The organism is Rhizobium sp. LEGMi-198b (genome assembly GCF_054114205.1).
On record NZ_JBSYVH010000001.1, the window covers coordinates 722,259 to 748,485 of the forward strand.

The 26,227-nt window shown below is 60.6% G+C and carries 26 protein-coding genes; 14 read left to right on the plus strand and 12 right to left on the minus strand.

Going from position 1 to position 26,227, the window contains the following annotated elements; translation table 11 throughout:
* Positions 1-36: 36 nt before the first annotated feature.
* The gene (locus ACXHXG_RS03525; RefSeq protein ID WP_457898497.1) at positions 37-1,086 is read right to left on the minus strand and encodes an aldo/keto reductase; all 1,050 of its coding nucleotides are present in this window, start codon (positions 1,084-1,086) and stop codon (positions 37-39) included.
* Between the two features lie 304 nt (positions 1,087-1,390).
* Here ACXHXG_RS03525 and ACXHXG_RS03530 point away from each other — a divergent pair, with 304 nt between their 5' ends.
* Positions 1,391-2,095 carry an HAD family hydrolase gene (locus ACXHXG_RS03530; RefSeq protein WP_104822110.1) on the plus strand — a complete coding sequence of 235 codons (705 nt, stop codon included), beginning with the start codon at positions 1,391-1,393 and terminating at the stop codon, positions 2,093-2,095.
* A 17-nt stretch (positions 2,096-2,112) separates the two neighbouring features.
* On the opposite strand, the gene ACXHXG_RS03535 is transcribed toward ACXHXG_RS03530, so the two are convergent.
* Both ACXHXG_RS03535 and ACXHXG_RS03540 read right to left on the minus strand, forming a co-directional pair.
* On the minus strand, positions 2,113-2,637 hold the full coding sequence (locus ACXHXG_RS03535; protein WP_457898498.1) for a hypothetical protein: 525 nt from the start codon (positions 2,635-2,637) through the stop codon (positions 2,113-2,115).
* A gap of 8 nt (positions 2,638-2,645) precedes the next feature.
* Positions 2,646-3,275: a DNA-3-methyladenine glycosylase I gene (locus ACXHXG_RS03540; protein WP_104822108.1), complete on the minus strand. Its 630-nt coding sequence runs from the start codon at positions 3,273-3,275 to the stop codon at positions 2,646-2,648.
* Positions 3,276-3,577: 302 nt separating this feature from the next.
* Here ACXHXG_RS03540 and ACXHXG_RS03545 point away from each other — a divergent pair, with 302 nt between their 5' ends.
* From ACXHXG_RS03545 to ACXHXG_RS03560, 4 genes are all read left to right on the plus strand, one after another.
* Positions 3,578-4,375, plus strand: coding sequence for a L,D-transpeptidase (locus ACXHXG_RS03545; RefSeq protein ID WP_457898499.1), 798 nt, complete (start codon positions 3,578-3,580; stop codon positions 4,373-4,375).
* Positions 4,376-4,578: 203 nt separating this feature from the next.
* Positions 4,579-5,280: a L,D-transpeptidase gene (locus ACXHXG_RS03550; protein ID WP_285169625.1), complete on the plus strand. Its 702-nt coding sequence runs from the start codon at positions 4,579-4,581 to the stop codon at positions 5,278-5,280.
* A gap of 325 nt (positions 5,281-5,605) precedes the next feature.
* Positions 5,606-6,274: an outer membrane protein gene (locus ACXHXG_RS03555; protein ID WP_104822105.1), complete on the plus strand. Its 669-nt coding sequence runs from the start codon at positions 5,606-5,608 to the stop codon at positions 6,272-6,274.
* Between the two features lie 76 nt (positions 6,275-6,350).
* Positions 6,351-6,698 carry a DUF6881 domain-containing protein gene (locus ACXHXG_RS03560; protein WP_457898500.1) on the plus strand — a complete coding sequence of 116 codons (348 nt, stop codon included), beginning with the start codon at positions 6,351-6,353 and terminating at the stop codon, positions 6,696-6,698.
* A 59-nt stretch (positions 6,699-6,757) separates the two neighbouring features.
* Here the strand turns inward: ACXHXG_RS03560 and glcF are convergent, their stop codons facing one another.
* The 3 genes from glcF to ACXHXG_RS03575 form a co-directional block, all read right to left on the minus strand.
* Complete coding sequence (glcF, locus tag ACXHXG_RS03565) at positions 6,758-8,077, minus strand: glycolate oxidase subunit GlcF (RefSeq protein ID WP_457898501.1); 1,320 nt, start codon at positions 8,075-8,077, stop codon at positions 6,758-6,760.
* A gap of 166 nt (positions 8,078-8,243) precedes the next feature.
* Positions 8,244-9,443 carry an FAD-binding protein gene (locus ACXHXG_RS03570; RefSeq protein ID WP_457898502.1) on the minus strand — a complete coding sequence of 400 codons (1,200 nt, stop codon included), beginning with the start codon at positions 9,441-9,443 and terminating at the stop codon, positions 8,244-8,246.
* On the minus strand, positions 9,440-10,879 hold the full coding sequence (locus ACXHXG_RS03575) for an FAD-linked oxidase C-terminal domain-containing protein (protein ID WP_457898503.1): 1,440 nt from the start codon (positions 10,877-10,879) through the stop codon (positions 9,440-9,442). Before ACXHXG_RS03575 ends, ACXHXG_RS03570 begins: the two co-directional genes overlap by 4 nt.
* A gap of 122 nt (positions 10,880-11,001) precedes the next feature.
* Between ACXHXG_RS03575 and ACXHXG_RS03580 the strand changes: the two genes are divergently transcribed.
* Together ACXHXG_RS03580 and ACXHXG_RS03585 are read left to right on the plus strand one after the other, a co-directional pair.
* Positions 11,002-11,898 (plus strand): LysR family transcriptional regulator, encoded by an 897-nt coding sequence (locus ACXHXG_RS03580; RefSeq protein ID WP_457898504.1) that lies wholly within the window; start codon positions 11,002-11,004, stop codon positions 11,896-11,898.
* Between the two features lie 33 nt (positions 11,899-11,931).
* Positions 11,932-12,495 (plus strand): O-acetyl-ADP-ribose deacetylase, encoded by a 564-nt coding sequence (locus tag ACXHXG_RS03585; protein WP_457898505.1) that lies wholly within the window; start codon positions 11,932-11,934, stop codon positions 12,493-12,495.
* Between the two features lie 35 nt (positions 12,496-12,530).
* Here ACXHXG_RS03585 and ACXHXG_RS03590 read toward each other — a convergent pair whose 3' ends face one another.
* Both ACXHXG_RS03590 and ACXHXG_RS03595 read right to left on the minus strand, forming a co-directional pair.
* Positions 12,531-13,733 carry an adenosylhomocysteinase gene (locus ACXHXG_RS03590; protein WP_457898506.1) on the minus strand — a complete coding sequence of 401 codons (1,203 nt, stop codon included), beginning with the start codon at positions 13,731-13,733 and terminating at the stop codon, positions 12,531-12,533.
* Positions 13,734-13,845: 112 nt separating this feature from the next.
* On the minus strand, positions 13,846-14,748 hold the full coding sequence (locus ACXHXG_RS03595; RefSeq protein ID WP_457898507.1) for a LysR substrate-binding domain-containing protein: 903 nt from the start codon (positions 14,746-14,748) through the stop codon (positions 13,846-13,848).
* Positions 14,749-15,012: 264 nt separating this feature from the next.
* Here ACXHXG_RS03595 and ACXHXG_RS03600 point away from each other — a divergent pair, with 264 nt between their 5' ends.
* The 3 genes from ACXHXG_RS03600 to ACXHXG_RS03610 all read left to right on the plus strand — a co-directional run bounded on the left by ACXHXG_RS03600 (position 15,013) and on the right by ACXHXG_RS03610 (position 17,893).
* Positions 15,013-15,510 carry an NUDIX hydrolase gene (locus ACXHXG_RS03600; protein WP_457898817.1) on the plus strand — a complete coding sequence of 166 codons (498 nt, stop codon included), beginning with the start codon at positions 15,013-15,015 and terminating at the stop codon, positions 15,508-15,510.
* Positions 15,511-15,609: 99 nt separating this feature from the next.
* On the plus strand, positions 15,610-17,145 hold the full coding sequence (locus ACXHXG_RS03605; RefSeq protein ID WP_457898508.1) for an inorganic phosphate transporter: 1,536 nt from the start codon (positions 15,610-15,612) through the stop codon (positions 17,143-17,145).
* Positions 17,146-17,155: 10 nt separating this feature from the next.
* Complete coding sequence (locus ACXHXG_RS03610) at positions 17,156-17,893, plus strand: 16S rRNA (uracil(1498)-N(3))-methyltransferase (RefSeq protein WP_457898509.1); 738 nt, start codon at positions 17,156-17,158, stop codon at positions 17,891-17,893.
* Positions 17,894-17,919: 26 nt separating this feature from the next.
* Here the strand turns inward: ACXHXG_RS03610 and ACXHXG_RS03615 are convergent, their stop codons facing one another.
* Complete coding sequence (locus tag ACXHXG_RS03615; RefSeq protein ID WP_457898510.1) at positions 17,920-18,531, minus strand: LysE family translocator; 612 nt, start codon at positions 18,529-18,531, stop codon at positions 17,920-17,922.
* Positions 18,532-18,774: 243 nt separating this feature from the next.
* On the opposite strand from ACXHXG_RS03615, the gene ACXHXG_RS03620 reads away from it, so the two are divergent.
* From ACXHXG_RS03620 to ACXHXG_RS03630, 3 genes are all read left to right on the plus strand, one after another.
* Entirely contained in the window at positions 18,775-20,148 is a 1,374-nt protein-coding gene (locus ACXHXG_RS03620; protein ID WP_457898511.1) for a glutamate--cysteine ligase, read from the plus strand.
* A gap of 134 nt (positions 20,149-20,282) precedes the next feature.
* Positions 20,283-21,164: a DUF937 domain-containing protein gene (locus ACXHXG_RS03625; protein ID WP_457898512.1), complete on the plus strand. Its 882-nt coding sequence runs from the start codon at positions 20,283-20,285 to the stop codon at positions 21,162-21,164.
* A 129-nt stretch (positions 21,165-21,293) separates the two neighbouring features.
* Positions 21,294-22,172, plus strand: coding sequence for an aldo/keto reductase family oxidoreductase (locus ACXHXG_RS03630; protein WP_457898513.1), 879 nt, complete (start codon positions 21,294-21,296; stop codon positions 22,170-22,172).
* An 82-nt stretch (positions 22,173-22,254) separates the two neighbouring features.
* Here ACXHXG_RS03630 and ACXHXG_RS03635 read toward each other — a convergent pair whose 3' ends face one another.
* From ACXHXG_RS03635 to ACXHXG_RS03645, 3 genes are all read right to left on the minus strand, one after another.
* Positions 22,255-23,868 (minus strand): ABC-F family ATP-binding cassette domain-containing protein, encoded by a 1,614-nt coding sequence (locus ACXHXG_RS03635; protein ID WP_457898514.1) that lies wholly within the window; start codon positions 23,866-23,868, stop codon positions 22,255-22,257.
* 133 nt (positions 23,869-24,001) lie between these two features.
* A complete protein-coding gene (locus ACXHXG_RS03640; protein WP_457898515.1) occupies positions 24,002-24,568 on the minus strand; it encodes a dienelactone hydrolase family protein in 567 nt (188 codons plus the stop codon).
* Between the two features lie 190 nt (positions 24,569-24,758).
* On the minus strand, positions 24,759-25,049 hold the full coding sequence (locus ACXHXG_RS03645) for a YjiS-like domain-containing protein (protein ID WP_457898516.1): 291 nt from the start codon (positions 25,047-25,049) through the stop codon (positions 24,759-24,761).
* A 198-nt stretch (positions 25,050-25,247) separates the two neighbouring features.
* Between ACXHXG_RS03645 and ACXHXG_RS03650 the strand changes: the two genes are divergently transcribed.
* The gene (locus ACXHXG_RS03650; RefSeq protein WP_104822090.1) at positions 25,248-26,201 is read left to right on the plus strand and encodes a LysR substrate-binding domain-containing protein; all 954 of its coding nucleotides are present in this window, start codon (positions 25,248-25,250) and stop codon (positions 26,199-26,201) included.
* Positions 26,202-26,227: the final 26 nt, after the last annotated feature.

The window sequence follows — 26,227 nt, forward strand, 5'->3', positions numbered from 1 at the left end:
GGCCGCCGCGAAGGGCGGCACGGCCTTCGCAGGATATCAAGCCTTCGGTTCAAAAGGCTGCGGCCGGCGGGCGGCGCCTTGGCGGGGGATCATCCAGCCGGGATATTCCGCAGCCAGCGCGCTGACCTCGTCCAGCTTGGCGAGATCGTCTGCATCGAGCTTCAGCTTGACCGCTGCCAGATTCTGGTCGAGCTGGTCGAGACGCTTGGCGCCGATGATGATGCTGGTGACGAAGGGTTTCGCCAGGATCCAGGCGAGTGCCACGGTCGCGACGCTAGCGCCGTGTTTTTCGGCCACTTCGCGCATGGCGGCAACACAGGCCCAGGCGCGATCCTTGTCGACGGGCGGGAAGTCGAAGCTGGCGCGGCGTCCTTCGCCGTTGCCGGGTGCACCCGGACCATATTTTCCGGAAAGAAGACCGCCGGCAAGCGGCGACCAGACCATCAGCCCAAGCTTCTCCTCAGCCATCAGCGGCACGATTTCGCGCTCCAGATCGCGGCCGGCGATGGAGTAATAGGCCTGCACCGTTTCGAAGCGGGCAAAGCCGCGACGTTCGGAAATGCCGAGTGCCTTGGCGATGCGCCAGGCCTGCCAGTTGGATACGCCGACATAGCGCACCAGTCCGCGAGAAACGAGATCGTCGAGCGCACGCAGCGTCTCATCGATCGGCGTCACCGAATCCGTGGCATGGATCTGATAGAGATCGATGCGATCGGTCTGCAGCCGCTCCAGGCTGGCTTGGACCGAATCCATGATATGGCCGCGCGACGCGCCGCGATCGTTGGGCTTGTCACCCATGACACCGTAGACCTTGGTGGCGATGATGACGTCCTTGCGCGGCACGCCGACATTCTTCAGGGCCTGGCCGAGCAGCTTTTCCGAATTCCCGACGGAATAGACATCAGCGGTGTCGATGAAGTTGACGCCGGCAGCGAGCGAGCTTTCGACGATCTTATCGGCCGTCGCCTGATCGACATCGGCGATGGCACCCCAGGTGCTGTTAGGATTGGCTTCGCCGAAGGTCATCGTACCCAGGCAAAGTTCTGAGACGAACATGCCGGTATTGCCGAGTTGGTTATAACGCATTTGAAGAAATCCCTTGTGATCCGCCGGAAGGCGGCTTCCGGCCGGTGAATTCTTGTCTCTTGGCTATTGACCTCGGCATGACAGCCGCTCATCCGCGCTGCCTTGGGGAGGTCCGGAGAAGGTCATCGAGGAGCGGTCTTGGCGCCGCCGTCATCAAGACAACATCGACATAATGCACCGGAATCCGATTTCAACGCGATACCCGGCACCGATCACGATGCAGTTACCAGCGCTTCACTCTTGCCTCCGTTTCGACGCGCGATAGACTCTCACATCCATTTAATCGGCAAGAGCAAGAATTTCGATGACGCAACGACCCTTGACCACGATCGGCTTCGATGCCGACGACACGCTCTGGCAAAACGAACAATTCTATCGTCTGACGGAACGGCAGTTCATCGAACTGCTTGCCGACTATGCCGAGAGCGAGAATATTTCCCAAAAACTGCTGGAAGCCGAAAAGCGCAACCTGCACCGTTACGGCTTCGGCATCAAAGGTTTCACGCTGTCGATGATCGAGACGGCGATCGAGATCACCAAGGGCGAAGTGCCGACGGCAGTGATCGCACAAATCCTCGATATCGGCCGCATTCTGCTCGCCCATCCCGTCGAAACGCTTCCCAATGTTCGGGAGACATTGGAAGCCCTGACTGGCAATTACCTGCTGGTGCTGATCACCAAAGGCGATCTTTTTGATCAGGAGCGCAAGCTTGCGCAATCGGGCCTCGGCGATCTCTTCGATGCCATCGAAATTGTCTCCGACAAGAATGCCTCCACCTATCGCCGTATTTTCTCCAAGGTCGGTGACGGGCCGGAGCGGGCGATGATGGTCGGCAATTCGCTGAAGTCAGACATCGTGCCCGCGCTCGCCGCCGGCAGCTACGGCGTCTTCGTGCCGCACGAACTTACCTGGGCCTTCGAACACATCGACGAACCGACCGAGGCGCCGAGATTTCGGAAGATTGGACATCTTGGAGAATTACATGGAGTGATCGAGGGGCTGTCCTAATCATCCTTCACCACCCCTTATTTTGCCTTCGGTGGAAACAACACGGGCGCTTGATCGGCCGGCTTGTTCGTTTGTTGTGTGGCCGGCGGGTTGGGATCGATGAGGATTTCGTAGGGTGCGCCGAGGCCGCGGCGGCGGGTGACGCGGGAGTAATAGGGCTTGATCAACCAGGTCGTGTCCTCGTTGACGGTGACATCGGCGACCATGCCGTCTTCATCGGTGCCGAAGAAGGATTCGTCATCATTCGAGGAGAGATCGAAGATCGCCATATAGGCGTATTTGCTCTTCGAGCTGAAGGTGATGCGGACGTGCTGGCCCTTCTTGAGCGGCAGCGTGTAGACCTTGCCTTTGCCAAACTTCGTCCAGCCCGTCAATTTCTCCACGACGGCAGGGAAACCGAGCTTTTCCACGGTTTCGCCGCGATCGAGTTGCGGAAGCGGTGTCTGCTCAGCGCCCTGGGTGCTGTCATCGTCCTGAGTATCCTGCGCATAAGCGGCTTGACCGCCGAGCAGGGCGAACGCGAGCAAGGAAAAGGCAAGCATCACGCGTTTCATGGCCGTACCAATGCACTGCGCATCGCCTCCACCTCTTTCCGGCAATAGCAGCCTTCGATGTGATCGTTGACAAGGCCCATGGCCTGCATGAAGGCATAGACTGTGGTGGGGCCGACGAAAGTCCAGCCGCGTTTCTTCAGATCCTTCGAGATGCGCACCGACACCGGCGTCGTCGGATTGGCGACGAGGGTCGGATAATCGACGAAGGCCGGCCGCTCTTCGGCTGATGGCTCGTGGCTCCAGAAATATCGGGCGAGCGAGCCGAATTCCTGGCGCAGCTCAATGGCGCGGCGGGCATTGTTGATGGTGGAGACGATCTTGCCGCGATGGCGAATGATGCCGGCATCGCCGAGGCAGCGTTCGATATCGGCCTCACCGAAATCGGCCACCTTCTCGAAATCGAAACCGGCAAATGCGGCGCGGAAATTCTCGCGCTTGCGCAGGATCGTCAGCCAGGACAGGCCGGATTGAAACCCCTCCAGGCAGATCTTTTCGAAAAGCCTGATGTCGTCGATGACCGGCCGGCCCCATTCCTGATCGTGATAGCGCTGATACTCCGGCAGATTGCCGTGCCAGAAGCAGCGGTCCTTGCCATCCTCACCGGTGATGATGCCTGTTCCGGCCATTGTTGCAGTTCGTCCCCTGTTTCAGAACCCGATCCCGAAAACTGGCGGGCAGCTCTCGGATAAGATCATGCCAATCAAATACTTAAGATCGAGAGAACGATTCGAAGGCAAGTCATCCCGATTCACGGTTTACCACTTGCAAACCGTCTTTCCAAACCAAGCGGTAACCCTGACAAAGGTTTATCGGCTTCGCGGCATTTTGATGAATAGATGTTTACCATTCGCTGGCGCGCAAGTGGCACCATGTTCCTGACCGGGCGCAATTACGCCCATCCTCGGCCCGTTTGTAGAGAGTTTGTCCGATGATGAAACAATGCATTTTATTTGCCGCCGGCGCTTTGAGCCTGCTCGCCTCCGGCGCTTTCGCCGACGACCGTTACCAGTCGCGCCCGCCTGTCATCGTCAGCCCCGATCTGACCGCCCCCTGGGTGATGCAGCTCGGCGGCGCCGATGTGCAGCCGGCGGTCTATCCCTCTCGCCGCATGGTGCGCCAGGCCGTCAATCCCATGAACAATCCGGCGGAAGACCAGGCCGTCAATCCGCAGGTACGGCGGGTAATCCAGCCGCGCGGCCTGTTTTCGCATCCCGTCGTGCAGCAAGTCGCGGTCGTGCGGCCGCAATATCCGGCGGTCCGCGGCCAGATCGACCCGCAGTTCCTGCCGCAGATCGTCGACTACCCGACCAAGGAAAGGCCGGGCACCATCGTCATCGACACCAACGATCGCTTCCTCTATCTGGTGATGGACGGCGGCAAGGCGCGGCGCTACGGCGTCGGCGTTGGCAAACCCGGCTTCGAATGGGCCGGTGCCCATACCATCACCCGCAAGCAGGAATGGCCCGATTGGACGCCGCCATCGGAAATGTTGGCGCGCGAAGCCGCAAAGGGCCATTATCTGCCGGCCCATATGGAAGGCGGCGAAGCCAATCCGCTCGGCGCCCGCGCCATGTATCTCGGCTCGACCCTCTATCGCATCCACGGCACCAACGCGCCCTGGACGATCGGCAATGCCGTGTCATCCGGCTGCATCCGTCTGCGCAATGAAGACGTGATCGACCTCTACGATCGTGTAAAAGTCGGGACACGCGTTATAGTGATGTGATTGCTACCAAGATTGCTGCGCACGGCACGATCGGGCGCAGCAACCCTGTTGTAAGCATTGATATAACTCGACAATAGCGCTCTTTCGGATGCTGGAACGGGCAGCCGCTCCATCGGCTCGATCTTTGTCATCCGCGATTTCATCTTGATCCTATCGCAAGTTTCGTTAGTTTCCTGCCGGCTAACTCGAGAGGGGAATGACGGATGAAATCAATACTACCGGTCGTGGCGGCGGCGGGCATGGTTATGTCGTGCCTTATGGCGGCATCGGATGCGGCAGCTTTTAGCGCCTCTGCACCGCATGTCGCACAGGTAACGCGAACCGATGTGGTCCGCGTGGCAATGCAGCCGCAGGGACAGGTCAAGCCGCAATTTCAGCGACGGATCGTGCGGCTTGTGACCAATGAGGCACCGGGCACGATCATCATCGATACCAACAATAAATATCTCTATCTCGTCGAAGGCGACGACCGGGCGCGGCGCTATGGCATCGGTGTCGGTCGCGACGGCTTCGGCTGGTCCGGCGTCGTCAAGATCGGCCGCAAGGCGGAGTGGCCGGGCTGGACTCCGCCGCCGGAGATGATCGTTCGCGAAGCCAAGAAGGGCCATAAGCTGCCCGCCTATCAGGAAGGCGGCGAAGGCAACCCGCTCGGCGCCCGCGCCATGTATCTCTATCGCAACGGCAACGACACCGCCTTCCGCATCCACGGCACCAACCAGCCCTGGAGCATCGGGCTCAACATGTCGTCCGGCTGCATCCGCATGATGAACAAGGATGTGGTGGATCTCTACGACCGCGCTCCCGTCGGCACCAAGGTCATCGTCGTCGGCCCCGGCAACAAGCAGGGCGAGGTCAGCTACGACGATCGCGGCATCGACCTGTTGCGGACGATATTCGGCGGCTGAGCAGCGCGCACTTCCCAATCACGACGTTTCGGCATGGCGGGACGTCTGATCCCCCTCTATCACTATCGTGACATCTCCCCCACCTCGGGGGAGATGGGTGACGTATGTCGCTCCCTTGTGACCGAAGCGTACTCGTCCGACAACACGCACTGTGGCGCAGGTGTAACATCTCCAAACTTATCGCGTCCGGCGCCCGGCAAACTGCCCTTTTGGTTCAGTTTGGTGTCAGCTTTCCCGCCTAAGCCACTCCGATCAGGCGACGTTGCAATAGAACTGTCACATAAGCACGTTTAGATAGCGACACTTTGCCAGTTGGGGATTTTACATGCATCGCGCATTTCGCATCAGACAGCCGGCTGTGGCCGCGCTTGCGATTTCAGCTTTCGTCTTTGCCGCCGGCTCGGCTTCGGCAGAGATGCAGTTTTCGGCTTACGGCGGCTTCCAGGGCGCAACCGGCAACAACGTCAAGACGTCTGACGGGGCTGATTTCGATCCCAACTGGTCCGGCAAATCCTTCAAGATGCCGCCCTATTTCGGTGTCCGCGGCATCTGGTGGCTGGACGAATTCAACCAGTCGAACTGGGGTGTCTCGCTCGACTACACCCATGCCAAGGTCTATGGCGATCTTGGCAATACGCCCGGCTGGTCGCATTTCGAGTTCACCGACGGCCTCAATATGCTGACGCTGAATGCGCTCTATCGCTTCCAGGATCCGAGCCGCAAGTGGACGCCCTATGTCGGCCTCGGCGCCGGCATCAACGTGCCGCATGTCGAAGTGACCCGCGCCTCCGGCCGCACCTTCGATTACGAGTTCGGTGGCGCATCGCTGCAGGCGCAGGCTGGCATCAGCTACCAGCTCAGCCAGCATTGGGCGACCTTCGTCGAATACAAGGGCAACTACAACTTCGTGAACGTCCCGATCGACAGCGGCGCCAACCTGAAGACCGATGTCTTCACCCATGCCATCGATTTCGGTGTGTCATTCAACTTCTAAATAACGTGGCCACTATAGTTGCCGAAACCCCTAAATCTGTTCCGATTTAGGGGTTTTTGTAGTAGACAATAGGGGCATGAGCTTTTCCTATTACCGATGTGACTGGATCCATCCGGAAAGCGCGGAGCCGGTCATTGTCTATTACGAAGTCGACACCGAGGGAGACGTTCCTCGGCTTATCGACGTGTTTGCCGACGGCAGCAGGGAATGTCTCTCCATTGCCGATCTCTCCGGCCGGATGTGCGATAGAGCGGGCGTCAGCAGTCTCGTTGAAGGTTCATTCTATGACGGCGTTGCCGGATTGGTCGACGGTGTCTTTATTGAAGAAGGGCAGGACCGAATAAGCCTGACGCTTATCGGCGCCGACAAATTCGAGATGGAATGGCGAGCATATCGGCCGTCGCCGTCGAGCCGGCTACACTAAGCGCCTCGGCTTTTCACCGATCGATCGGCGGGCCGCTTCCCACTTTTCCTGTTGTTGTCCTAACCGGCCGTCAGCTTGAACCCTTTCAGCTTTGCCGGCATCTCGCCGCCATAGGCCCAATCCAGCAATTCGACCGTGTGCAGGATCGGCATGTCCGTTCCCGTCGCGATCTGCGTGATGCAGCCGATATTGCCGGTGGCGATGATATCAGCCTTTGTCGCCTCGAGGTTCCTGACCTTGCGCGCCTTCAGCTCGCCGGAGATTTCCGGTTGCATGATGTTGTAGGTGCCGGCCGAGCCGCAGCAGAGATGCCCTTCCGCCGGATCGCGCACGGTGAACCCCGCTGCCTTCAGCAGCAGCTTGGGCGCCATGGTGATCCTCTGGCCGTGCTGCATCGAGCAGGCGGAATGATAGGCGACCGTGATGCCGCGCGGCATATGCGAGGGCAGATCGAGGCTTGCGAGATATTCGGTGATGTCCTTTGCGAGCGCGGAGATTTGTGCGGCCTTGTCCGCATAGGCCGGATCGAGCCGCAGCATATGGCCATAGTCCTTGATCGTCGTGCCGCAACCGGACGCTGTGATGATGATCGCATCGAGCCCACCGGCTTCGATCTCGCGCATCCAGACATCGATATTGGCGCGGGCACTGGCGAGCGCCTGTTCTTCCCGGCCCATGTGATGCACCAGCGAACCGCAGCAGACCTCGCCCTCCGGCACCACCACTTCGACACCGAGGCGGGCGAGAAGCCGGATGGTCGCCTCATTGATGGCGGGATCGAGCACCGGCTGGGCGCAACCGGTCAGGATCGCCACCCGCCCACGCCGCTCCGCCTGCGGCTGGTGCCATCCGGGCTTGGCAAGAGGTGACGGCGCCGGGATGGAGCGTGGTGCAAGATCAAGCATGGCAACAAAGGGGTTCAACCCCGGAATACGCTTCATCAACCCCTTGAAGGGTTGACCCATACGAGCAAGCTTGAGCGCCAGGCGGAACCGGCCGGGATACGGCAGGACCGCAGCCAGCACGCTGCGTGTCAACCGGTTCATCACCGGTCGCTTGTAGGTCTTTTCGATATGGATGCGGGCGTGATCGACCAGATGCATATAGTCGACGCCGGAGGGACAGGTGGTCACGCAGGCAAGGCAGGAAAGACAACGGTCGATATGCGTTACGACCTCGGCGTCGGCGGACCTGCCGTTTTCCAGCATGTCCTTGATGAGGTAGATCCGGCCGCGCGGGCTGTCGAGTTCATTGCCAAGCGTCACATAGGTCGGACAGGTGGCGGTGCAGAAGCCGCAATGGACGCATTTGCGCAGGATCGCCTCGGATTCGGCGACATGTGGATCGGCAAGCTGGGCGGGGGTGAAGTTGGTTTGCATCAGGCTCTCCCTACCTTCGCCCCAGCGGGGAGAAGGGGAAACGTGCCTTCCTCCCTCGTTTTTGCCGGCGAGAGAATCGAGGAATCGCTGCAAACAAGGTCATCCCCTCTCCCCCGCGGAGAGAGGGTCAAAGTGAGGCGGTGCCGAGCAAAAGATTCCATCCACATCATCCCATCTTCCCCGGATTGAAAATCCCCGCAGGATCGAACTTCTCCTTCACACGCGCCGACAGCAAGGCCACGGCCTCGGGCTGCGGCTGAAAAGACGGCGTTGTCGCCCGAGCGGCCGGTGTTGCGCGCAGCAGCGTGGCATGGCCGCCGCCGAGCGCATGGATATAGCGACGCACCAATTCACCCTCCGGCTCTGCCTCCATGCGCATCCAGACCAAGCCGCCTTGCCAATCGTAATAGGCGTCGATGCCGGCTTCGAGGCGCAGCGCCGCGACGAGCTGATGGCCGATGCTTGGAGCGACCGAAACGCGCCAGACAGGGCGCATCGTGTCGTCGGCGTAGGGCTTCACATTGCGGATCTCTCGCCACAGACGGTGGCTCTCCGCTTCGGCAAGCCGCGTCACGGGGCCAAGCCGACGCATGGCAGAGGCCAGTTTCTCTGCCCTCACCGAGACGGAGCCAGCCAAACCTTCCACGCGCAATACCGTCGCCGCCCCTTCCGGCAATTGGTTGTCCAGAAACGTCCAGGAGACAGTCAGCGGCAGATGCGCCGCACCGGATACGTCGACCGGCAGCGCCATGGCCGCCGCCATGATGTTTGCGGCCTCGGCATCGTTGAGGCCGGAAACGATGATCGTCTCTTCCGTCTTCGGTCGCGGCGGCACGCGGAAGGTGACTTCCGTCAGCAGGCCAAGCGTGCCGTGCGAGCCGGCCATGAGCTTGACGAGATCGAGGCCGGTGACGTTTTTCATCACCCGCCCGCCGGCCTTGACGATCTCGCCTTTGCCATTGACGAAGCGGACGCCGAGCAGGCTATCGCGTGCGGCTCCGCTTACGAAACGCCGCGGACCTGAGACATTTGCGGCGAAGACGCCGCCGATCGTCGGCTCGCCATCGGTCGCCATCAATGGCCGGTGGTCCATCGGTTCGAAGGCCATCATCTGACCGTTTTGCACCAGCGCTGCCTCGATTTCGGCAACCGGCGTCCCCGCTCGTGCGGTCATCACCATTTCACCCGGATTATAGGCAACTATACCGGTAAGCTCAGACGAACATAGCGTAGCCTCTGCGGCGAAGGCGTTGCCGAAACCGGCACGGGTGTTGCCGCCGACAATGGCCAATGCTGCGCCACGTGCGGCTTGATCGCGGATGATGGCTGCAGCCTCGCCTTCCGTCTTCGGCAGAAATTCTCTCATACGGCGTTGCGCCCATCCAGCGGGAAGACTTTAGAGGGATTGAGGATCCAGCCGGGATCGAACGCGGCGCGCACGGACATCATCTGGGCGAGATCGGCCTCCGCATATTGGTGTCGCATCAGGTCACGCTTCTCGATACCGACGCCATGCTCGCCTGTCAGGCAGCCGCCGGCATCGACGCAGAGCCGGAGAATATCGTTGCCGGCTGCTTCCGCCCTGGCGGCGTCCTCGGGATCATTGGCGTTGAAGAGGATCAGCGGATGCATGTTGCCATCGCCGGCATGGAAGACGTTGGCGACCCGCAGGCCATAGTGATCGATGATTTCAGACGTCTTCTTCAGGACATAAGAGAGCTGGCTGAGCGGCACCGTGCCATCCATGCAGATATAGTCGGCAATGCGGCCGGTGGCGCCGAAGGCGGATTTGCGCCCCTTCCAGATCAGCGCAGCCTCGGTCGCCGACTGGCACTCGCGTACCGTCTTCACCTCATGCGCGCGGGCGATCTCGACGATGCTTTTCAGCATATCGTCCATCTCCGCTTCCGAACCCTCGACCTCGACGATCAGCAGCGCGCCGACATCCAGCGGATAGCCGGCATGGGCGAAAGCTTCGCAGATTTCGATCGCCGGCTTATCCATGAACTCGATGGCGACAGGAATGATGCCGGCAGCAATGACGTCGGCAACGCAGGCGCCCGCCTGCTCCGAGGTGTCGAAACCGAACAGAACCGGCCGCGCGCCTTCCGGCTTGGCAATCAACCGCACCGTGGCTTCGGTGACGATGCCGAGCTGACCTTCCGAGCCGCAGACCAGTCCCAGCAGGTCATAGCCCGCAGCGTCCAGGGCGTTGCCGCCGAGATCGATCACCGTGCCGTCGGTCAATACCAGTTTGACGCCCAATAGATTGTTGGTGGTGACGCCGTATTTCAGGCAGTGGGCCCCACCGGAATTCATTCCGATATTACCGCCGATGGTGCAAGCGAGCTGCGAGCTCGGATCAGGTGCATAGAAGAAACCATCCGCCGAGACGCTTTCGGAAATATGCAAATTGGTAACGCCGGCCTGCACCGTCGCCGTGCGGTTGGCGAGATCCACGTTAAGAATGCGGTTCATCTTGGAAAGGCCGAACACGACGGCATCTTCCTGCGGAATGGCCCCGCCGGAGAGCGATGTGCCGGCACCACGCGGCACCACCGGAATACCATAGCGATGACAATATTTCATCACGGCCGCGACCTCGGCCGTCGAGCGCGGCAGAGCGACGGCGAGCGGCATGCGGCGATAGGAAATGAAAGCGTCCGTTTCGAAGGGCATGAGCTCGCGCGGCTCATGGACCAGACATTCCGGGGGCAGGAGATCAGCGAGGTCTGCGACGATCTCGCGGCGACGGGCAAGGACATCGGCGCGCGGCGCCAGAAATGAAATGGCCTCTGCCATGGCGTTCTCCTCTTGCACCCGAATATGGACGCCCCTCTTTTTAACGCCATATCACGCTTACCACTTACCCGAAATTGGCGTAAATGATAAGCATTTATGCCAAAATAGGAACAAATAGCGCGATGACCAATCTTGGCGATCTTGAAATCTTTGCCAGTGTCGTCACGACCGGCAGCATGTCGCTCGCCGGCCGCGTCCTTGGCTTTTCGCCGGCCGTGATTTCCAAGCGAATCAAACGGCTGGAGGATCGGCTCGGCACACGGCTCTTGCAGCGCACGACGCGGCAGATTTCGCTGACAGAGGCCGGCCAGGGCTTTTACGACCGGGTGCTTGCCATCCTCGCCGGACTGGAGGAAGCCGAGGCCTATATTGCCGGCCGTTCCGCGCAGATGCAGGGCACACTGAAGATTTCCGCCCCCACCTCGTTCGGCCGGCTGCATATCGCTCCGCATCTCAAGGCATTCATGCAGACGCATCCAGATCTCGCGATCAATCTGGTGCTGACCGACGAGTTCACCGATATCGTCGGCGGCGGCTTCGATCTCGCCATCCGCATTGCGGAGCTCACCGATTCCAGTCTCGTGGCACGGCGCCTGGCGCTGGTGCGCCGCGTGCTCTGCGCCTCGCCAGCCTATATCGCTGCCCACGGCATGCCAGAGGATATCGATGATTTGCGGCGCCACACCTGCCTGCCGCCGCACAATAACGATCCCTGGCGGCTGGATGGGCCGAAGGGCGCGCTGACCTTCAGGCCCGAAGGCAAGCTGATCACCAATTCCAGCGAAGTGATCCGCGAAGCCGTCATTGCCGGCCTCGGCATTGCGCTGCGCTCCACCTGGGATGTCGGCCCCGAGCTTAAAGACGGCCGTCTGATACAGGTGCTGCCGGCCTATGAAGGCTCGCACAGCGTCACGCTCTCGGCCGTCTATCCCAGCCGCCAGTTCCTGCCAGCAAAGGTACGCGTCTTTATCGATTTCCTGGCGGAACTTTATGGGCCGGTTCCCTATTGGGAGCGATAGGCAATTACTACCTCATTCTAGGAGAGCGTCATCATGCCCGCTTTTGAAACCATCCGCTCCGATCTTTCCGCGGCTTCGAATACGCGCTTCACCATCATTCTCGGCGACATCACCAAGCTCGACATCGATGCCATCGTCAATGCAGCAAACAGCAGCCTGCTTGGCGGCGGCGGCGTGGATGGCGCGATCCATCGTGCCGCCGGACCGGAATTGCTGGCGGAATGTCGGACGCTGAACGGCTGCAAGACCGGACAGGCAAAGATCACCAGGGGATATCGCCTGCCGGCAAAGCATGTGATCCACACGGTCGGCCCGGTCTGGAACGGCGGCGGGCGCGGCGAAGACGATTTGCTGGCAAGCTGCTATCGCAATAGCCTACGCCTTGCCACCGATCACGGTCTCAAGAGCGTCGCCTTTCCGGCCATCTCGACCGGCGTCTACCGTTTTCCCGCCGAGCCCGCAGCCATGATCGCGACGCGCAGCGCTGTCGCCGAGAGCATGAGCGGCGATTTCGATGAGATTATCTTCTGCTGCTTTGGCGACGAAATGGCTGAGCTCTACGACCGGCTACTGCCTGATGCGCTGGCGAAGACCTAGAGCGGTTCAGCGTTTCATAGAATCGGTTTCCCGCTCTATCCTTTTATTTTACCCATTCCGGACAGGCCCGGCACTCGTCGCGCCAGATCGAGATAGGCCGATGCCACCATGGCGTCGATATCGGTCGGCACGGGAATGACGCAGGCTTCCTTGCCGAGACCGCCCTTTGCCACGCGTTCCAGGCAACGGGCCTGCAGCGCGAAGCCGAGATCCATGGATTCGACTGTATTGCCAAGGGGGCGCGGGCCGGCGAGGTTGGCCATGTGGCCTGCGCCGAGGATGTGGAAGGCGCGCCCGTCCCGCATGCGGACGGTGTCGATATGCTCGGCTTCGTAATGATCGATGCCGGCGACATCGGAACTGGTGCGGAAGGCTTCAACATCGATCTCGTGCGGGAAGTGACCACCGTTCATCAGGATCGCGCCATCCTTGATCAGTGGCAGGTCCGCAGCGGTGACGATGCCGGGATAGCCGGTGACTGTGATGAGGATATCGGCAGAGCGAATGGCTTCGGCGCGCAGGGGCGTGACGAAGCCGTCCAGATGCGCTTCAAGCGTCGTCACCGGATCGATATCGACCACGCTGACGGTGGCATAGGCGTTGCGGAAACAGGCGGCCGTGCCCTTACCGCAGGCGCCATAGCCGAAGACGGTGACACGCTTGCCATTGGTCGAGCGGTTGGTGAAGCGCAGATAGCTTTCAAACAGGCTTTGGCCGACCGCATGCTTGTTTTCGGCGAACTGCTTAATCGGACTATCATTGATGACGAGGATTGGTACGGCCAGCCTGTCGCGCATCGGCAGCAAGCGGGTGCGACCTGACGTCGTCTCCTCCGTTCCGCCCACGAGCTTGGCATAGGGGCGCTCAGCGGCCCGCGCAAAGAGATCGCCGCCATTGTCGAGCAGCAGGTCCGGCTCTTCCGCCAGGATGGCATCAAGGCTGGCGCCGTGCTCGGCGGCATCGGTGGTCTGGGTAGCGAAAACGGTGGTGCCCTGCGCCCGCAGATAATCTACGGTTTCCGGCTGGGTGCTGTTGAGATTGCCGGTGCAGACGAGGCGGGCACCGCCGGCGCGCAGCGTCATCAATAGCGCCACCGTCTTCGGCTCGAGATGGATGCCGGTTCCGATCGTCAGGCTGGCAAAGGGCCTGGTCTCTCGGAATTCCGCCGCCGTCGCTGCAAGCAGGCGGCAGCTTCGGGCAACCCAATCGATACGGGAAAGAGAGGAAGGCTGGTTCATAACGCACTCCTGACGGCGGTCTGTCGTGCCTCGATCTCTCATGGGAAATGGCGGGCTGTCTATGGACATAGGAATGAGCGCTAGGGCAGAAAAAGTGCCATAGGCACGAAGCCTATCTCGCCCCTGCTCCAACCAACCAGTCCGCCAGCCTGACAAAAGCCGTGCCCTTCGCGTCGCTACTGCGGACGCTGAGGCTGTATCCGGCGGGTCTTCGAATGAAGCCATAGGGCGCCACCAGCGTGCGGCGATCGATATCGTCAACAATGGCCGTGCGCGGGGCGATGGCGACACCAACGCCGGAGCGGGCGGCGCCGATCGCCAAAAGCAGATCTTCGAATTCGCGAGTGCGGGCGAAGCGAGCTGGCACATGGCCGCTCTCGGCAAACCAATCGTCCCAAAGGCGGGACGCGGAACGGCTGGTCAGGGCGACGGCTCCGGCGAGAGCTTCCACGCCGACGGCAAGGCCGAGGCGGGCGGCAAGGTCCGGCGTCGCCACCGGGCCGAATTCATCTTCCATGAAGCGGATTGCAGTGATGTCCCGCGCCGGCCGATATTCGCCGCCCATGATCACGGCGTCGAAATCCGGATGGAGCGCCAGCGATTCGACTGTCGCCATGGGGATGATATCGACATCGACGTCGGGAAGAGCGGCTTGCAGGTCGGCAATGCGTGGCATCAACCACCAGACGGCGAAGGCGGAAGGAACGCCGAGGCGAAGGGTCCGGCGCTCACCGGCCGCAAACTCGGCTGACGCTCGCGCCAAAATGCCAAAGGCAATGCCGACGGAGTCGGCAAAGGCCCTGCCCTTCTCCGTCAGCACCAGGCGGCGGCCATCACGCTGGAACAAATCAATACCAAAAAATGTTTGAAGTACGGCAAGTTGCTGGCGTACAGCGCCGCGCGCGACACCGAGTTCGTCAGCGGCCTTCAGAATGCTACCGCGACGAGCAACGGCATCGAAGGCGCGCAGTGCGTTCATCGGCGGGAGACGTTGCGGCGGAGAACGTTCGGACATAACGGAGATTTAGCTTATTTGCCGGTATGATAGGAAGAGTTATAGAGCGATTACGCCATCTGCGGCATGGGAATAGCATTCGATGTCGTTTACAGCATAATCACTGCCGAATATCAGGGACCGATTCCTCATATTTTTATCTATTGAGCACTCAACGAAAGTGTGTGGAAATACCATATAAAGTCATATGGAATGCACAATTTTTCCATGTAATGCTAATATGCAGATGATTCTAAACTCGAACTTTTAAAGGTGACCCGACCCTTGGCCATTCTCGCCCGTATCGCAAATGATGTGCAGCTCATGTTTCGGCGCCCGCCGCGACAGCAATATGCCGCGCTCTGCTATCGAGTGAGAAAAAAGACGGGTGAGTTGGAACTGCTGCTGCTGACCAGCCGCGATACCGGCCGCTGGGTCATTCCCAAGGGCTGGCCGATGCCCGGTAAGCTGTCGCATGAAGTGGCCGCCCGGGAAGCCTTCGAGGAGGCCGGCGTACGCGGCACTGTGGAAACCGAGCCGCTTGGCGCCTTCAGCTATGACAAGGTGCTGAAGGACGGCATCCAGGTGCCCTGCCGGGTTCAGGTCTATGCGCTCGATGTCAGCGATCTCGCCAAGAATTTCAAGGAAAAGGGCGAGCGCACGATCGAGTGGGTTTCCTGCAATGAAGCAGTCAAACGCGTCCGCGAGCCGGAGTTGCGCGACATCATCCTCGCCTTCGAGCGGCGGATGACGGCAAGACTTGTCACAGCAGCGGCCCAATAAGCCGTAACATACTCCCATCACACTATACTGAAATAATTACCAGACATTGCGCGGCCTGCCGGGCAGCGTAAAACTATATATTTCGACTCAGAGAATGGCATGCCCGACCGACCGGCGAAACTGACAAAAAGGACGCTAGACAAGGATCTCGACAAACTCACCTATGTCGAGGATGCGGCCTATCATGTCACGAAACGGCTGGTCGCTCCCGGTATCGGCCTGATCTTCCTCGGTCTCGCCATGATCTTCGCCGGCATTCACGTGCTGAACCAGCCAGGCGCGACGCTGGCCATCGCCGCCGTGGCACTCGCCGGCTACATGGCCATGAATATCGGTGCCAAGGACGTCGCCAACAATGTCGGCGCGGCGGTGGGCGCGCGTGCCATCACCATGACGCAGGCCCTGATCATGGCGGCGATCTTCGAAATTCTCGGCGCCGTCATCGCGGGTGGACCGGTCATCAAGACCATCTCCTCGCATATCATCGATACCGACCGCATCATCACCAGCGGCAAGCTCGCCTGGCTGATGATGGCAGCGCTGCTGGCCGCCGCGCTCTGGATCAACTTCGCCACCTGGCTGAAAGCACCGGTTTCGACCACCCACACGATCGTCGGCGCCGTTGTCGGCGCAGGAGCGGCCGCCGTCGGGCCGGAGATGGTCAATTGGCGCGTGTTGGGAGCCATCTCCGCCGGCTGGGTCGTCACCCCTTTCCTCGGTGGCACGATCGCCGCCGGCATTCTGTTTTTCATCAAGACCTTCATCATCTATCGCGACGACAAGATCGCGGCCGCCAAATACTGGATTCCCATTCTGATCGGCCTGATGGCCGGCGCCTTTACCGCCTATCTGGTGCTGCAGCTCGCGCCTAAAGACACCGTCGCGGGCTTCTCGACCATTACGATCGGCGTCGTGGTCGGTTTGGCGATCTGGTTTGCTGCAAGGCCGCTGGTGGCGGCGCAGTCCGTCGGTTGCGAAAACAAGAATAGCTCGCTGCGCAAACTGTTCCGCCTGCCGCTGATCTGTTCGGCGGCGCTGATGTCCTTTGCGCATGGCGCAAACGATGTCGCCAACGCCATCGGGCCGCTGGCGGCGATCATACGCAGCGTCAGCCTGGGAGGCAGTCTCAGTGTCGTCGGGGGCGCTGCGGGATATACTGCGCCCTATTGGGTCGTGCTGATCGGCGGCTGCGGCATTTCCGTCGGGGTGCTGCTTTACGGTCCGCGTCTGATCCGCCTCGTCGGCGAGCAGATCACCAAGCTCAACCCGATGCGGGCCTATTGCGTCGCGCTGTCGGCGGCTCTCACCGTCATCGTCGCCTCTTGGTTCGGCCTTCCCGTCAGCTCCACCCATATTGCCATCGGCGCGGTCTTCGGCGTCGGCTTCTTTCGCGAATGGTACACCAGCCACTCGAAGCGCCGCCTCGCCTATATGCGAAGGAAGGCGGAAACCTCGGGCATCGCATGGGGCGAGATGGTGGAAGCCGACGAGCATAATCCGGACGAAATCCATCGCCGCCGCCTCGTGCGCCGCTCGCATTTCATGACCATCATCGCCGCCTGGGCCATCACCGTGCCGGTCTCGGCCATGCTTGCAGCCGCGGTATATTGGGCTATGGTCGCGCTCTTCATTTAAGGGATTACCCATGCGCGCCAATTTCCGCATGCAGCGGCTGTACGTGGTTTCGGATATCAAAGCGAATGCCGGCATCGAAGCCGACCGGGATCAATTCAACTATCTCGCCAATGTGCTGCGCATGGAGGACGGCGCCGAGCTGTTGATCTTCAACGGCCGTGACGGCGAATGGAAGGCCGGCGTTTCCTTTCCCTCGCGCAAGCGCATCCTGCTGACGCCGATCGAGGAAACGCGGCCGCAGCCAGCCCCTTCCGACCTCCACTATCTCTTCGCGCCGCTGAAGGTCGGACGGCTCGATTATCTCGTGCAGAAGGCGGTGGAAATGGGCGCCGGCCTGCTGCAGCCGGTGATGACGCAGCATGTGCAGGGCAAGATCACCAATCTCGACAAGCTCAAGGCCAATGTCATCGAGGCGGCCGAGCAATGCGGCATTCTCGGCATTCCCGATGTGGCGGAGCCCGTAAAGCTTGCCGATCTTCTGGCACGCTGGCCCAGGGAGCGCCACATCATCTATTGCGATGAAGGCGATGCCGGGCAGAACCCGCTGCCGCTCCTGGCGGAGATCAAAGAGAAACATCTCGCACTGCTGGTCGGCCCAGAGGGCGGATTTTCGGAAGAGGAGCGCGCGCTGCTGCGCAGCCTCGATTTTGTCACCGCCATTCCCTTGGGCCCGCGGATATTGCGCGCCGATACGGCGGCGGTAGCGGCCATGGCGGTCATTCAGGCGGCGATCGGGGACTGGAACTAGGGCTTCTTCAGGTCCAGATCAGCCTTTCAGCCGACCAGCGCCAGCGCGGTCGTGACGATCAGCGTAGCCGCCAGGAAAATGTTTACGATGCGCGAAATGGTGGGGTTCTGAAGGAACCGCGACAGCGAGGTCCCGACCAGCAGCCAGCACAGATGAATGATGACAATCATCATGCTGAGCAGCGTTATCTTGATCACCACATCGAGGGTGCGCTGGTCCTTAAAAAGGCTGACTCCGGCGAAGACGGCGGCAATCGCCAGATAGGCTTTGGGATTGGCAACCGCCAGCAGAAAGCCGCCGGTGAAAGCGGGCGTGACGGCTTGATCACCGCGGCGTGCGAGCGGCGGAGCCATGGCGATCCTCAAGGCCAAATAGACGATATACAGGGTGGAGACGACGGTTAGCGCCGACGCGCCATACGGCACCGAGAATAGGATTGCGACGACGCCGACCGCGACAGCCAGCAGCACGGCGACCGTGCCGGCAATGAGACCGCTGACGTAACCGATCGACCGGCGGAAACCATAGGCGGCGCCGACTGCCGTGGCGCTGATGGTGGATGGGCCAGGACTGCCCATGATGACCAGGGACGCCAGAAGCAGCGTCAGGATCGGATAAAGGCTGGTCAGCTCGAACATCGGTATGCCCTCAGTCATCAATAGAGGGACAAGACTATTTCCGATGTGGCTAGGCGTCTTGAACGCTTGTGCAAGCGTGTCCGATATCGGCTACCGCTCGAGCTTCACTTCCAGGCCCCAAATCCTATTTTTTTGAACTGCTCTTGAAAGAAATTCACTTGCACCGTACCTCATTCCGCGTCAATCACCCTTCCTATTGGCCTGCGGCTTGCGCAGGCCCCCTTCCGAGATCAAGGTAATACCATGGCGCGCGATACCACCGACCAGACTCCGCTCTCTTCGGTCTCGGACATGACGGCCTATTTGGCGGCCGGCAGCAAGTCGAAGGAGCAATTCCGCATCGGCACGGAACACGAAAAATTCGTGTTCTTCCGTGCCGACAACAGCCCTGTGCCTTATTTCGGCGATGCCAGCATTTCCGCGCTCTTGAAGGGCCTGCAGGAAAAGTCCGGCTGGGACCCGATCATGGATGGCGACAATATTATCGGGCTTGGCGAGCCGACCGGCATGGGTGCGATCTCGATCGAACCCGGCGGCCAGTTCGAACTGTCCGGCGCGCCGCTCGAAACCATCCATCAGACCTGCAAGGAATCGAACCAGCACCTGGCGACATTGCGCGAAATCGCCGAGCCGATGGGCATCCGCTTCCTCGGCATCGGCGGCAGCCCGAAATGGACGTTGGCCGAGACGCCGCGCATGCCGAAATCGCGTTACGACATTATGAGCCGCTACATGCCGAAGGTCGGCACGAAGGGTCTCGACATGATGTACCGCACCTGCACGATCCAGGTGAACCTCGATTTCTCTTCGGAAGAGGACATGCGCCGCAAGATGCGCGTATCGATGAAGCTGCAATCGCTGGCGACAGTGTTGTTTGCCTCCTCGCCCTTCACCGAAGGCAAGCCGAACGGCCTCTCCTCCTGGCGCGGCGACATCTGGCGCGATACCGACAACCGCCGCAGCGGCCTGCTCGACTTCACCTTCCGCGACGATTTCGGCTTTGAAGACTACGTAAAGTGGGCGCTCGACGTTCCTATGTATTTCGTCGTCCGTGACGGACATTATCACGACTGCACCCATGTCACCTTCCGCCAGTTCATGAACGGCGCGCTGAAGGGCGAGATCGCCGCCTGGGAGCCGACGATGGGCGACTGGACCAACCATCTCTCCACCCTTTTCCCCGACGTACGCCTCAAGCGCTTCCTGGAAATGCGCGGCGCGGACGGCGGCCCCTGGCGCCGCATCTGTGCATTGCCGGCCTTCTGGGTCGGCCTGCTCTATGACGATGCAGCCCTTGCCGCCGCCGATGAGCTCACCAAGAACTGGACTTTCGAAGAGGTCAACGCATTGCGCGATGTCGTGCCGGTGCAAGGCCTGAAGGCCGGCATCAAAAGCCAAAGCCTGCTGGATGTGGCACGCGAAGTGGTCGGCATTTCCCGCACCGGCCTGAAGAACCGCGCCCGTGTGAACGGCGATGGCCAGGACGAAACGGTCTTCCTGGCGCCGCTCGACGAGGTGCTCGCCAAGAAGGGCACGCTCGCCGATGATCTTTTGATGCTCTATCACGGCCGCTGGAACGGATCGGTCGAGCCGGTCTTCGAGGAATATCAATACTGACAGCCGGATTCGGCTTGGATTGTTGCGGCGCACACCGGCAGAAACCGGTATGCGCCGTCTTTTTTCCCGCTATACTATCAGGATTGCATGCCTTCTGATTCCGAAGCGGCATGATTGCGAGGAAAGGGACTTCGATGCTGCCACTCTTCGACATGATGATGCAGGCACAGAACGGCGCCGCCACGGAGGCGATGGCCAAGCAGTTCAATCTCGCGCAGGAACAGGCAGCGAAAGCCATGGCGGCGCTGATGCCCGCCTTTTCCTCGGGCTTCAAGCGCAGCGCGACGAACCCCTATAATTTTATGGGTGTGATGCAGGACATCACCTCCGGCAGCTACGCCAAATATTTCGAGGATATGAGCAAGGCCTTCACGCCTGAGGGCGTTGCCGACGGCAACACCGTGCTGGCCCGCCTGTTCGGCTCCAAGGACGTGTCCCGCGCCATCGCCGAGCAGGCTGCGCAGATGACCGGCATCGGCCAGGAAATCTACAAGCGCATGCTCCCCGCCATGGCCGACACGCTGATGGGCGGCCTCTTCAAGGAAACCAGCGGCCAGATGCCTCAGATGGCCAATCCTTTCCTCAATACGGCGATGGGCGATATGATGCAGAACTGGCTGCAGACCATCGGCTTTGCGCCGAAGCAGCAGCCGACGCCGCAGGCGAGCATCTTCGACAACCCGTTCACGCAGGCGATGGAACTGATGTTCGGCGCGCAGCAGGTCGAGCGCGAAAAGCCCGCCGCCGCCAATCCTTTCCTCGACAATCCCTTCGCCAAGGCATTCCAGGATATGATGCGCAACTTCCCGATGCCCGCCGAGCCGCCGAAGGAAGCGCCAAAGGCCAAGCCGGCCAAGCCTGCCACACCCGGCGTCGATATGGCCGCCTATACCGAGATGTTCAACGCCATGTTCGACAGTGGCCTGGAAGTGCAGAAGAGCTATCAGAAGAACATGGAAGCGATCTTCGATCACTATATGCCGGCGGACGATAAGCCCGCGCCGAAACAAGGCTGAAGAGCGAAACCCATTCGTAGGCGATCCGTTCGCCACTGTTCGCAATTCCGCACAACCCGTGCGGATTGCACCCCGTTTTCATACACTCCGAGGGCATCTATTTCTATTTCATCTTGAAAGGAGATAGTCATGTCAAACATCGAACGATCTGGCAGCTTTACCCTCGGCGACCGCCGCGTCAAACGGCTCGGCTATGGCGCCATGCAACTTGCAGGCCCCGGCGTGTTCGGCCCGCCGAAGGATCCCGATACGGCTGTGGCGGTATTGCGGGAAGCGGTTGCTTCCGGCGTCAACCACATCGACACCAGCGACTTCTATGGCCCGCATGTCACCAACCGGCTGATCCGCGAGGCGCTCCATCCTTACCGCGACGATCTCGTTATCGTCACCAAGATCGGTGCCCTGCGCGGCAGCGATGCATCATGGTTTCCGGCCTTTTCCCGCGAAGAAATGACCCAGGCAGTGCACGACAATCTCCGCAATTTGGGGCTGGACGTGCTCGACGTCGTCAACCTTCGCATCATGTTCGATATTCATCACCCAGCCGAAGGATCAATCGAAGCGCCATTGACGATCCTGGCTGACCTGCAGCGGCAGGGCCTGATACGTCATATCGGCCTGAGCCACGTCACGGCCAAACAGGTGGCGGAAGGCCAAGGGATTACCGAGATCGTCTGCGTGCAAAACCAATATAATCTGGCGCATCGGGACGACGACGCCTTCATAGACGAACTTGCCCGCGACGGCATCGCCTATGTACCGTTCTTTCCGCTCGGCGGCTTTACCCCGTTGCAATCCTCCACCCTCTCGGATGTCGCCGCCCGCCTCGGCGCCACACCCATGCAGGTGGCGCTGGCCTGGCTGCTGCAACGCGCGCCAAACATCCTTTTGATCCCCGGCACCTCCTCTCTCGAGCACCTGCGGCAGAACCTTGCCACCGCCGAACTCGTGCTGCCGGATCATGAGATCGCGGAGCTGGACCGGATCGCAAGAGTCGGCGCCGCGTAACGGGCAATTGGAAATGGGAAATGGTTTGGGGACGCCCTCGCTCGTGGCGGAACAAGGGCGTCCCCACGCCAATCCCACTTCCTCATTCTACGACCGAGATCTCCCTCGACAGTCCCGCAGGCAGTTCCAGCCGTCGCGATATCTTAATGCCCTCCAAAAAAACCTCATCGTGACTGACCACAAGAAGCGCGCCGTCATAGGCGCGCAGTCCGGCTTCGACCGCGGCGATCGAATCGATATCGAGATGATTTGTCGGTTCGTCGAGGATCAGCAACGACGGCGGCGCCGGTCCGCCGAGGACGCAGGCAAGCCCGGCGCGTAGCAACTGCCCGCCGCTCAGAGTGGATACGATCTGAAGTGCGGCATCTGCCCTGAACATGAACCGGGCGAGCGCCGCGCGGCAGGCATTTTCATCCGCTTGCGCGTTTATCCGCCGGAAATTGTCGCGGATCGACAACGACGGATCGAGAAGGCTTACCCGCTGGTCGAGCATGAAAACGGAGGTCATGACCCGAATCGTCCCGACCCATGGCTGTAGCTCCCCCGAGATCAGCCCCAGCAATGTCGTCTTGCCCGAACCGTTCTTACCGGTGACGGCGATGCGCTCCGGGCCCGTAATGTCAAAAGAGAGATCGCTGATGATCGGCTGGCCTGGGCGATAGCCGGCGGTCACTCCGTCCATCTTCAGAACGACCTTGTTTGCGGGAAGTCCGGTCGGCGGAAGTCTGACGGACAGAGGTTGGAGGATTTCAATGCGCTCGCGGGCAGCAGCGGCGTCTTCGAGCGCCTGGGTGCGCCGCCGTTCCGCGAGGCGGGCGTTTTCACCACCCGTCATCTCGCTCCGTTCTTTCAGTCCGCCCAGCATGATACGCGGAATGCCACCCTTGGCAGCCTTCCTTTTACCGGCACCGTCCCTTCGCGTCTGCCGTTCCAAGGTTGCCTGCGCGCTGCGGGCAACCTCGGCGACCCGCTTCTCGGCGTCGGCAAGATCATGTTCAGCCGCCGCAAGCTCCAAGGTTTTGCGCTCGTGATATTGGCTCCAGTTGCCGCCATAGCGCGTCGCGCCGAGCGAGGTCAGCTCGACGATGGCATCCACCGTGTCGAGCAATTCCCGATCATGGCTGACGACGATCGCGCCCGCCCGCCAATTTGCGAGCAGCTCGATCACGGCCTTACGGCCGTCGCGATCCAGATTGTTCGTCGGTTCATCCAGAATGAGAAAATCGGGATTGGTGAAGATCAGCGCGGCAAGACCAGCGCGCGTACGCTGGCCGCCTGATAAAGCTTCGAGGCGGGTCTCGGGTGCGGCAGCGAGACCGGCACGATCGAGGGCGGAAGCGATGCGCGTCTCCAGCGTCCAGTCTGCCGCAGCAAGCTCCTCCGCAGTCGCCTCGCCTGCTTCGGCACGGCAAAGAACCGCCAGCGCTTCGGTCGCCCCGAAGAGATCCGCCACCGTTTCGCCGGCCTCGACCTGGACGCTTTGGCGCAGGATGCCGAGACTACCGCTGAAGGATATCGCCCCGGATTGAGGCTGCCATTCCCGGCCAATAAGCTTGAGAAGCGTGGTCTTTCCGACGCCATTGCGGCCGATGAGGCCCGCACGCTCGGCGCCGAAACTCAGATCAAGATTGGAGAAAAGCGGCCGGCCGTCAGGCGTCGACCATGAAAGATTGGACAGAGTGATGGATGCAGGCATGGATAGGATATTCCCCGATGGCAAGGCGAGATGACGTTGCGATCGGGTTGAAATCCATTATGGCACACATCCTGTTGGTATGGCTGACGGGAGATAACCTAAGCAGTAACCGCTTCCGGTTCAAGGTGGAGCGTTAGAGAGCGTCGAGGAAATGAATAACGCGGCTCCATGTAAGGTCGGCCGCCTTGGCATCGTAATCGGGCAGGCTGGCGTCGGTATAAAGGTGGCCTGCGCCGGGATAGGTGAAGACATCGGCCGCGAGTTTTGACCGCGCGGCTGCGGATCGCCACGCGGCAACATCTTCCGCAGGCTCGAAACGATCCGGATCGGCAAGATGGACCTGTATGGGCGAGCCCTCGCGGGCGTTTTCCGGGATTTGGGCGATGCTGTGAAGGAAGAGCACGCCGGCGGTCTGGAGCCGCTTCGGCCAAAGACTTGCCGCAACCGCCGCACCCATGGAGAATCCACCCAGAACCGTTGATGGCGGCAGGCAGGCCATTGCCCATTCTGCCCGCTCGCAGATGGTCGGCCAACCGATCTCATCCTTCAGCTCGAAGCCTTCGTCGATCGAGCTGGCGACCCAGCCGTCATAGAGATCGGGCGCGAACGCTTTGTGCCCTGCCGCCTGTAGGCGCTCGACAGCGTCCAGTTCGAGCGGGCGCAAACCATAAACGGAATGGAAGAGGATCACCGTTGCCATTACCACAGCCTCGCATTTAGCTCGATCGTAACATAAGGCATTTGAAAGACATGGCAATTTCCCCGATCATCTTTCGACGGGGCGAAACAATTCTCCAAAAAGAAAAAACCCGGTGTCGGTTGGGAACCGAACACCGGGTAAGAGGCAGGGCTTATTGGCTATCACCCTGCGGGGAAACGTTTAACCGGCCTCAGCGAGTAAGGCCGAAGAAGCGCGTCCGGCGACGCGCGGAGTTGGTCAGATGGCTGGACGGATCTTCAAAGAAGGTCGACGTGTTGAGCGCCAATGTGACGTCAAGGCGCGTCAAGCCGATGTCCATCAACTGGCTGTCGTTCAGCTCATGCAGATAGTTGATCTCGCGGCGGTTGCGGAGCGCGCGCCAGACGGATGCCATCTTATGGAAAGCAAGCGTCAGGCGTGCCGTCAAAGGCAGCGACGGCCTTGCGTGGCCGAGATGTAATGTCTGATCTGTCGTGCGCATTTCCATGGTCCTTTCGTTCAGGCACACGCTGGCCAAGCCCCTTCCCGGAGACCCGGAGAAGGAGCGAGGTTGGGAGGAATTCGGCAGGAGGTCTGTCGATTGGTATGCTGATTTGCATTAGGAAGATGCCAAACCCCTATTGATCAGTCCAACGAATGTTTCTAATGATAATTATCAAACTCTTTTATAGGTGAGATCATGGCCGCGCCGCTTGATATCGATCAGTTGCAGACCTTCATCGCCATCGTGGATTCCGGCAGCTTCACCAAAGCGGCTGACCGGGTCTTCAAGACGCAGTCGGCGGTCTCCATGCAGATGCGCCGGCTGGAGGAACGCGTCGGCAAGCAGCTTTTCATCAAGGACGGCCGCGGCAACCGGCTAACGGCGGAAGGCGAAAAGCTGCTCAACTATGCGCGCCGCATCATCCGCCTGAACAATGAGGCGATCGCCGCATTCGACGACAACAGGCTCGAAGGCACGCTGCGCATCGGCACGCCGGACGATTATGCCGACCGCTACATGCCCGAGATCATCGGACGCTTCGCCAAGACGCATCCGAATGTCGAGCTCTATATTGTCTGCGAACCTTCGGTCGATCTCGCCGAACGCATGCATCGCGGCGAGCTCGATATTGCGCTGGTGACCCACAATCCGCGCGAGAGAATGTCCGATGTCGTGCGCACCGAGCCGCTCTGCTGGGTCGGCTCGGCCAACCATCCGCTGCGCGACGATGCGCCGATTCCGCTCGCCGTCGGGCGGCGCGACTGTCAATGGCGTCAACTTGCCTGCTCGGCGCTCGATGCCGGCGGCCGCGACTATCAGATCCTGTTCACCAGTTGGTCCTGCACAGTGGTTGCCGCAGCCGTGCTTGCCGGCATGGCGGTCTCGGTCATGCCAGAATCGGCTCTACGCACCGGCATGAAGGTACTGAGCCAGGCGGATGGCTTCCCGCCGCTGCCGCCGGTGCAGATCGGCATCATGAAGCGGCCGGGCCTTTCGGTGTCGCTGATGAACGCCATCACCGCCCACATCTCCGCCTGCCTCGACAACATTACGCCGGCAGCGGTCGATGACGATCTCGAGGGCGACGTGAAGACCTTCACGCGCTACTATCCGCGCCTGCGCGCCGGACATATTCTACCAGGCTGGTGATTTTGGAAGCCGGCCTCGTGCCATGA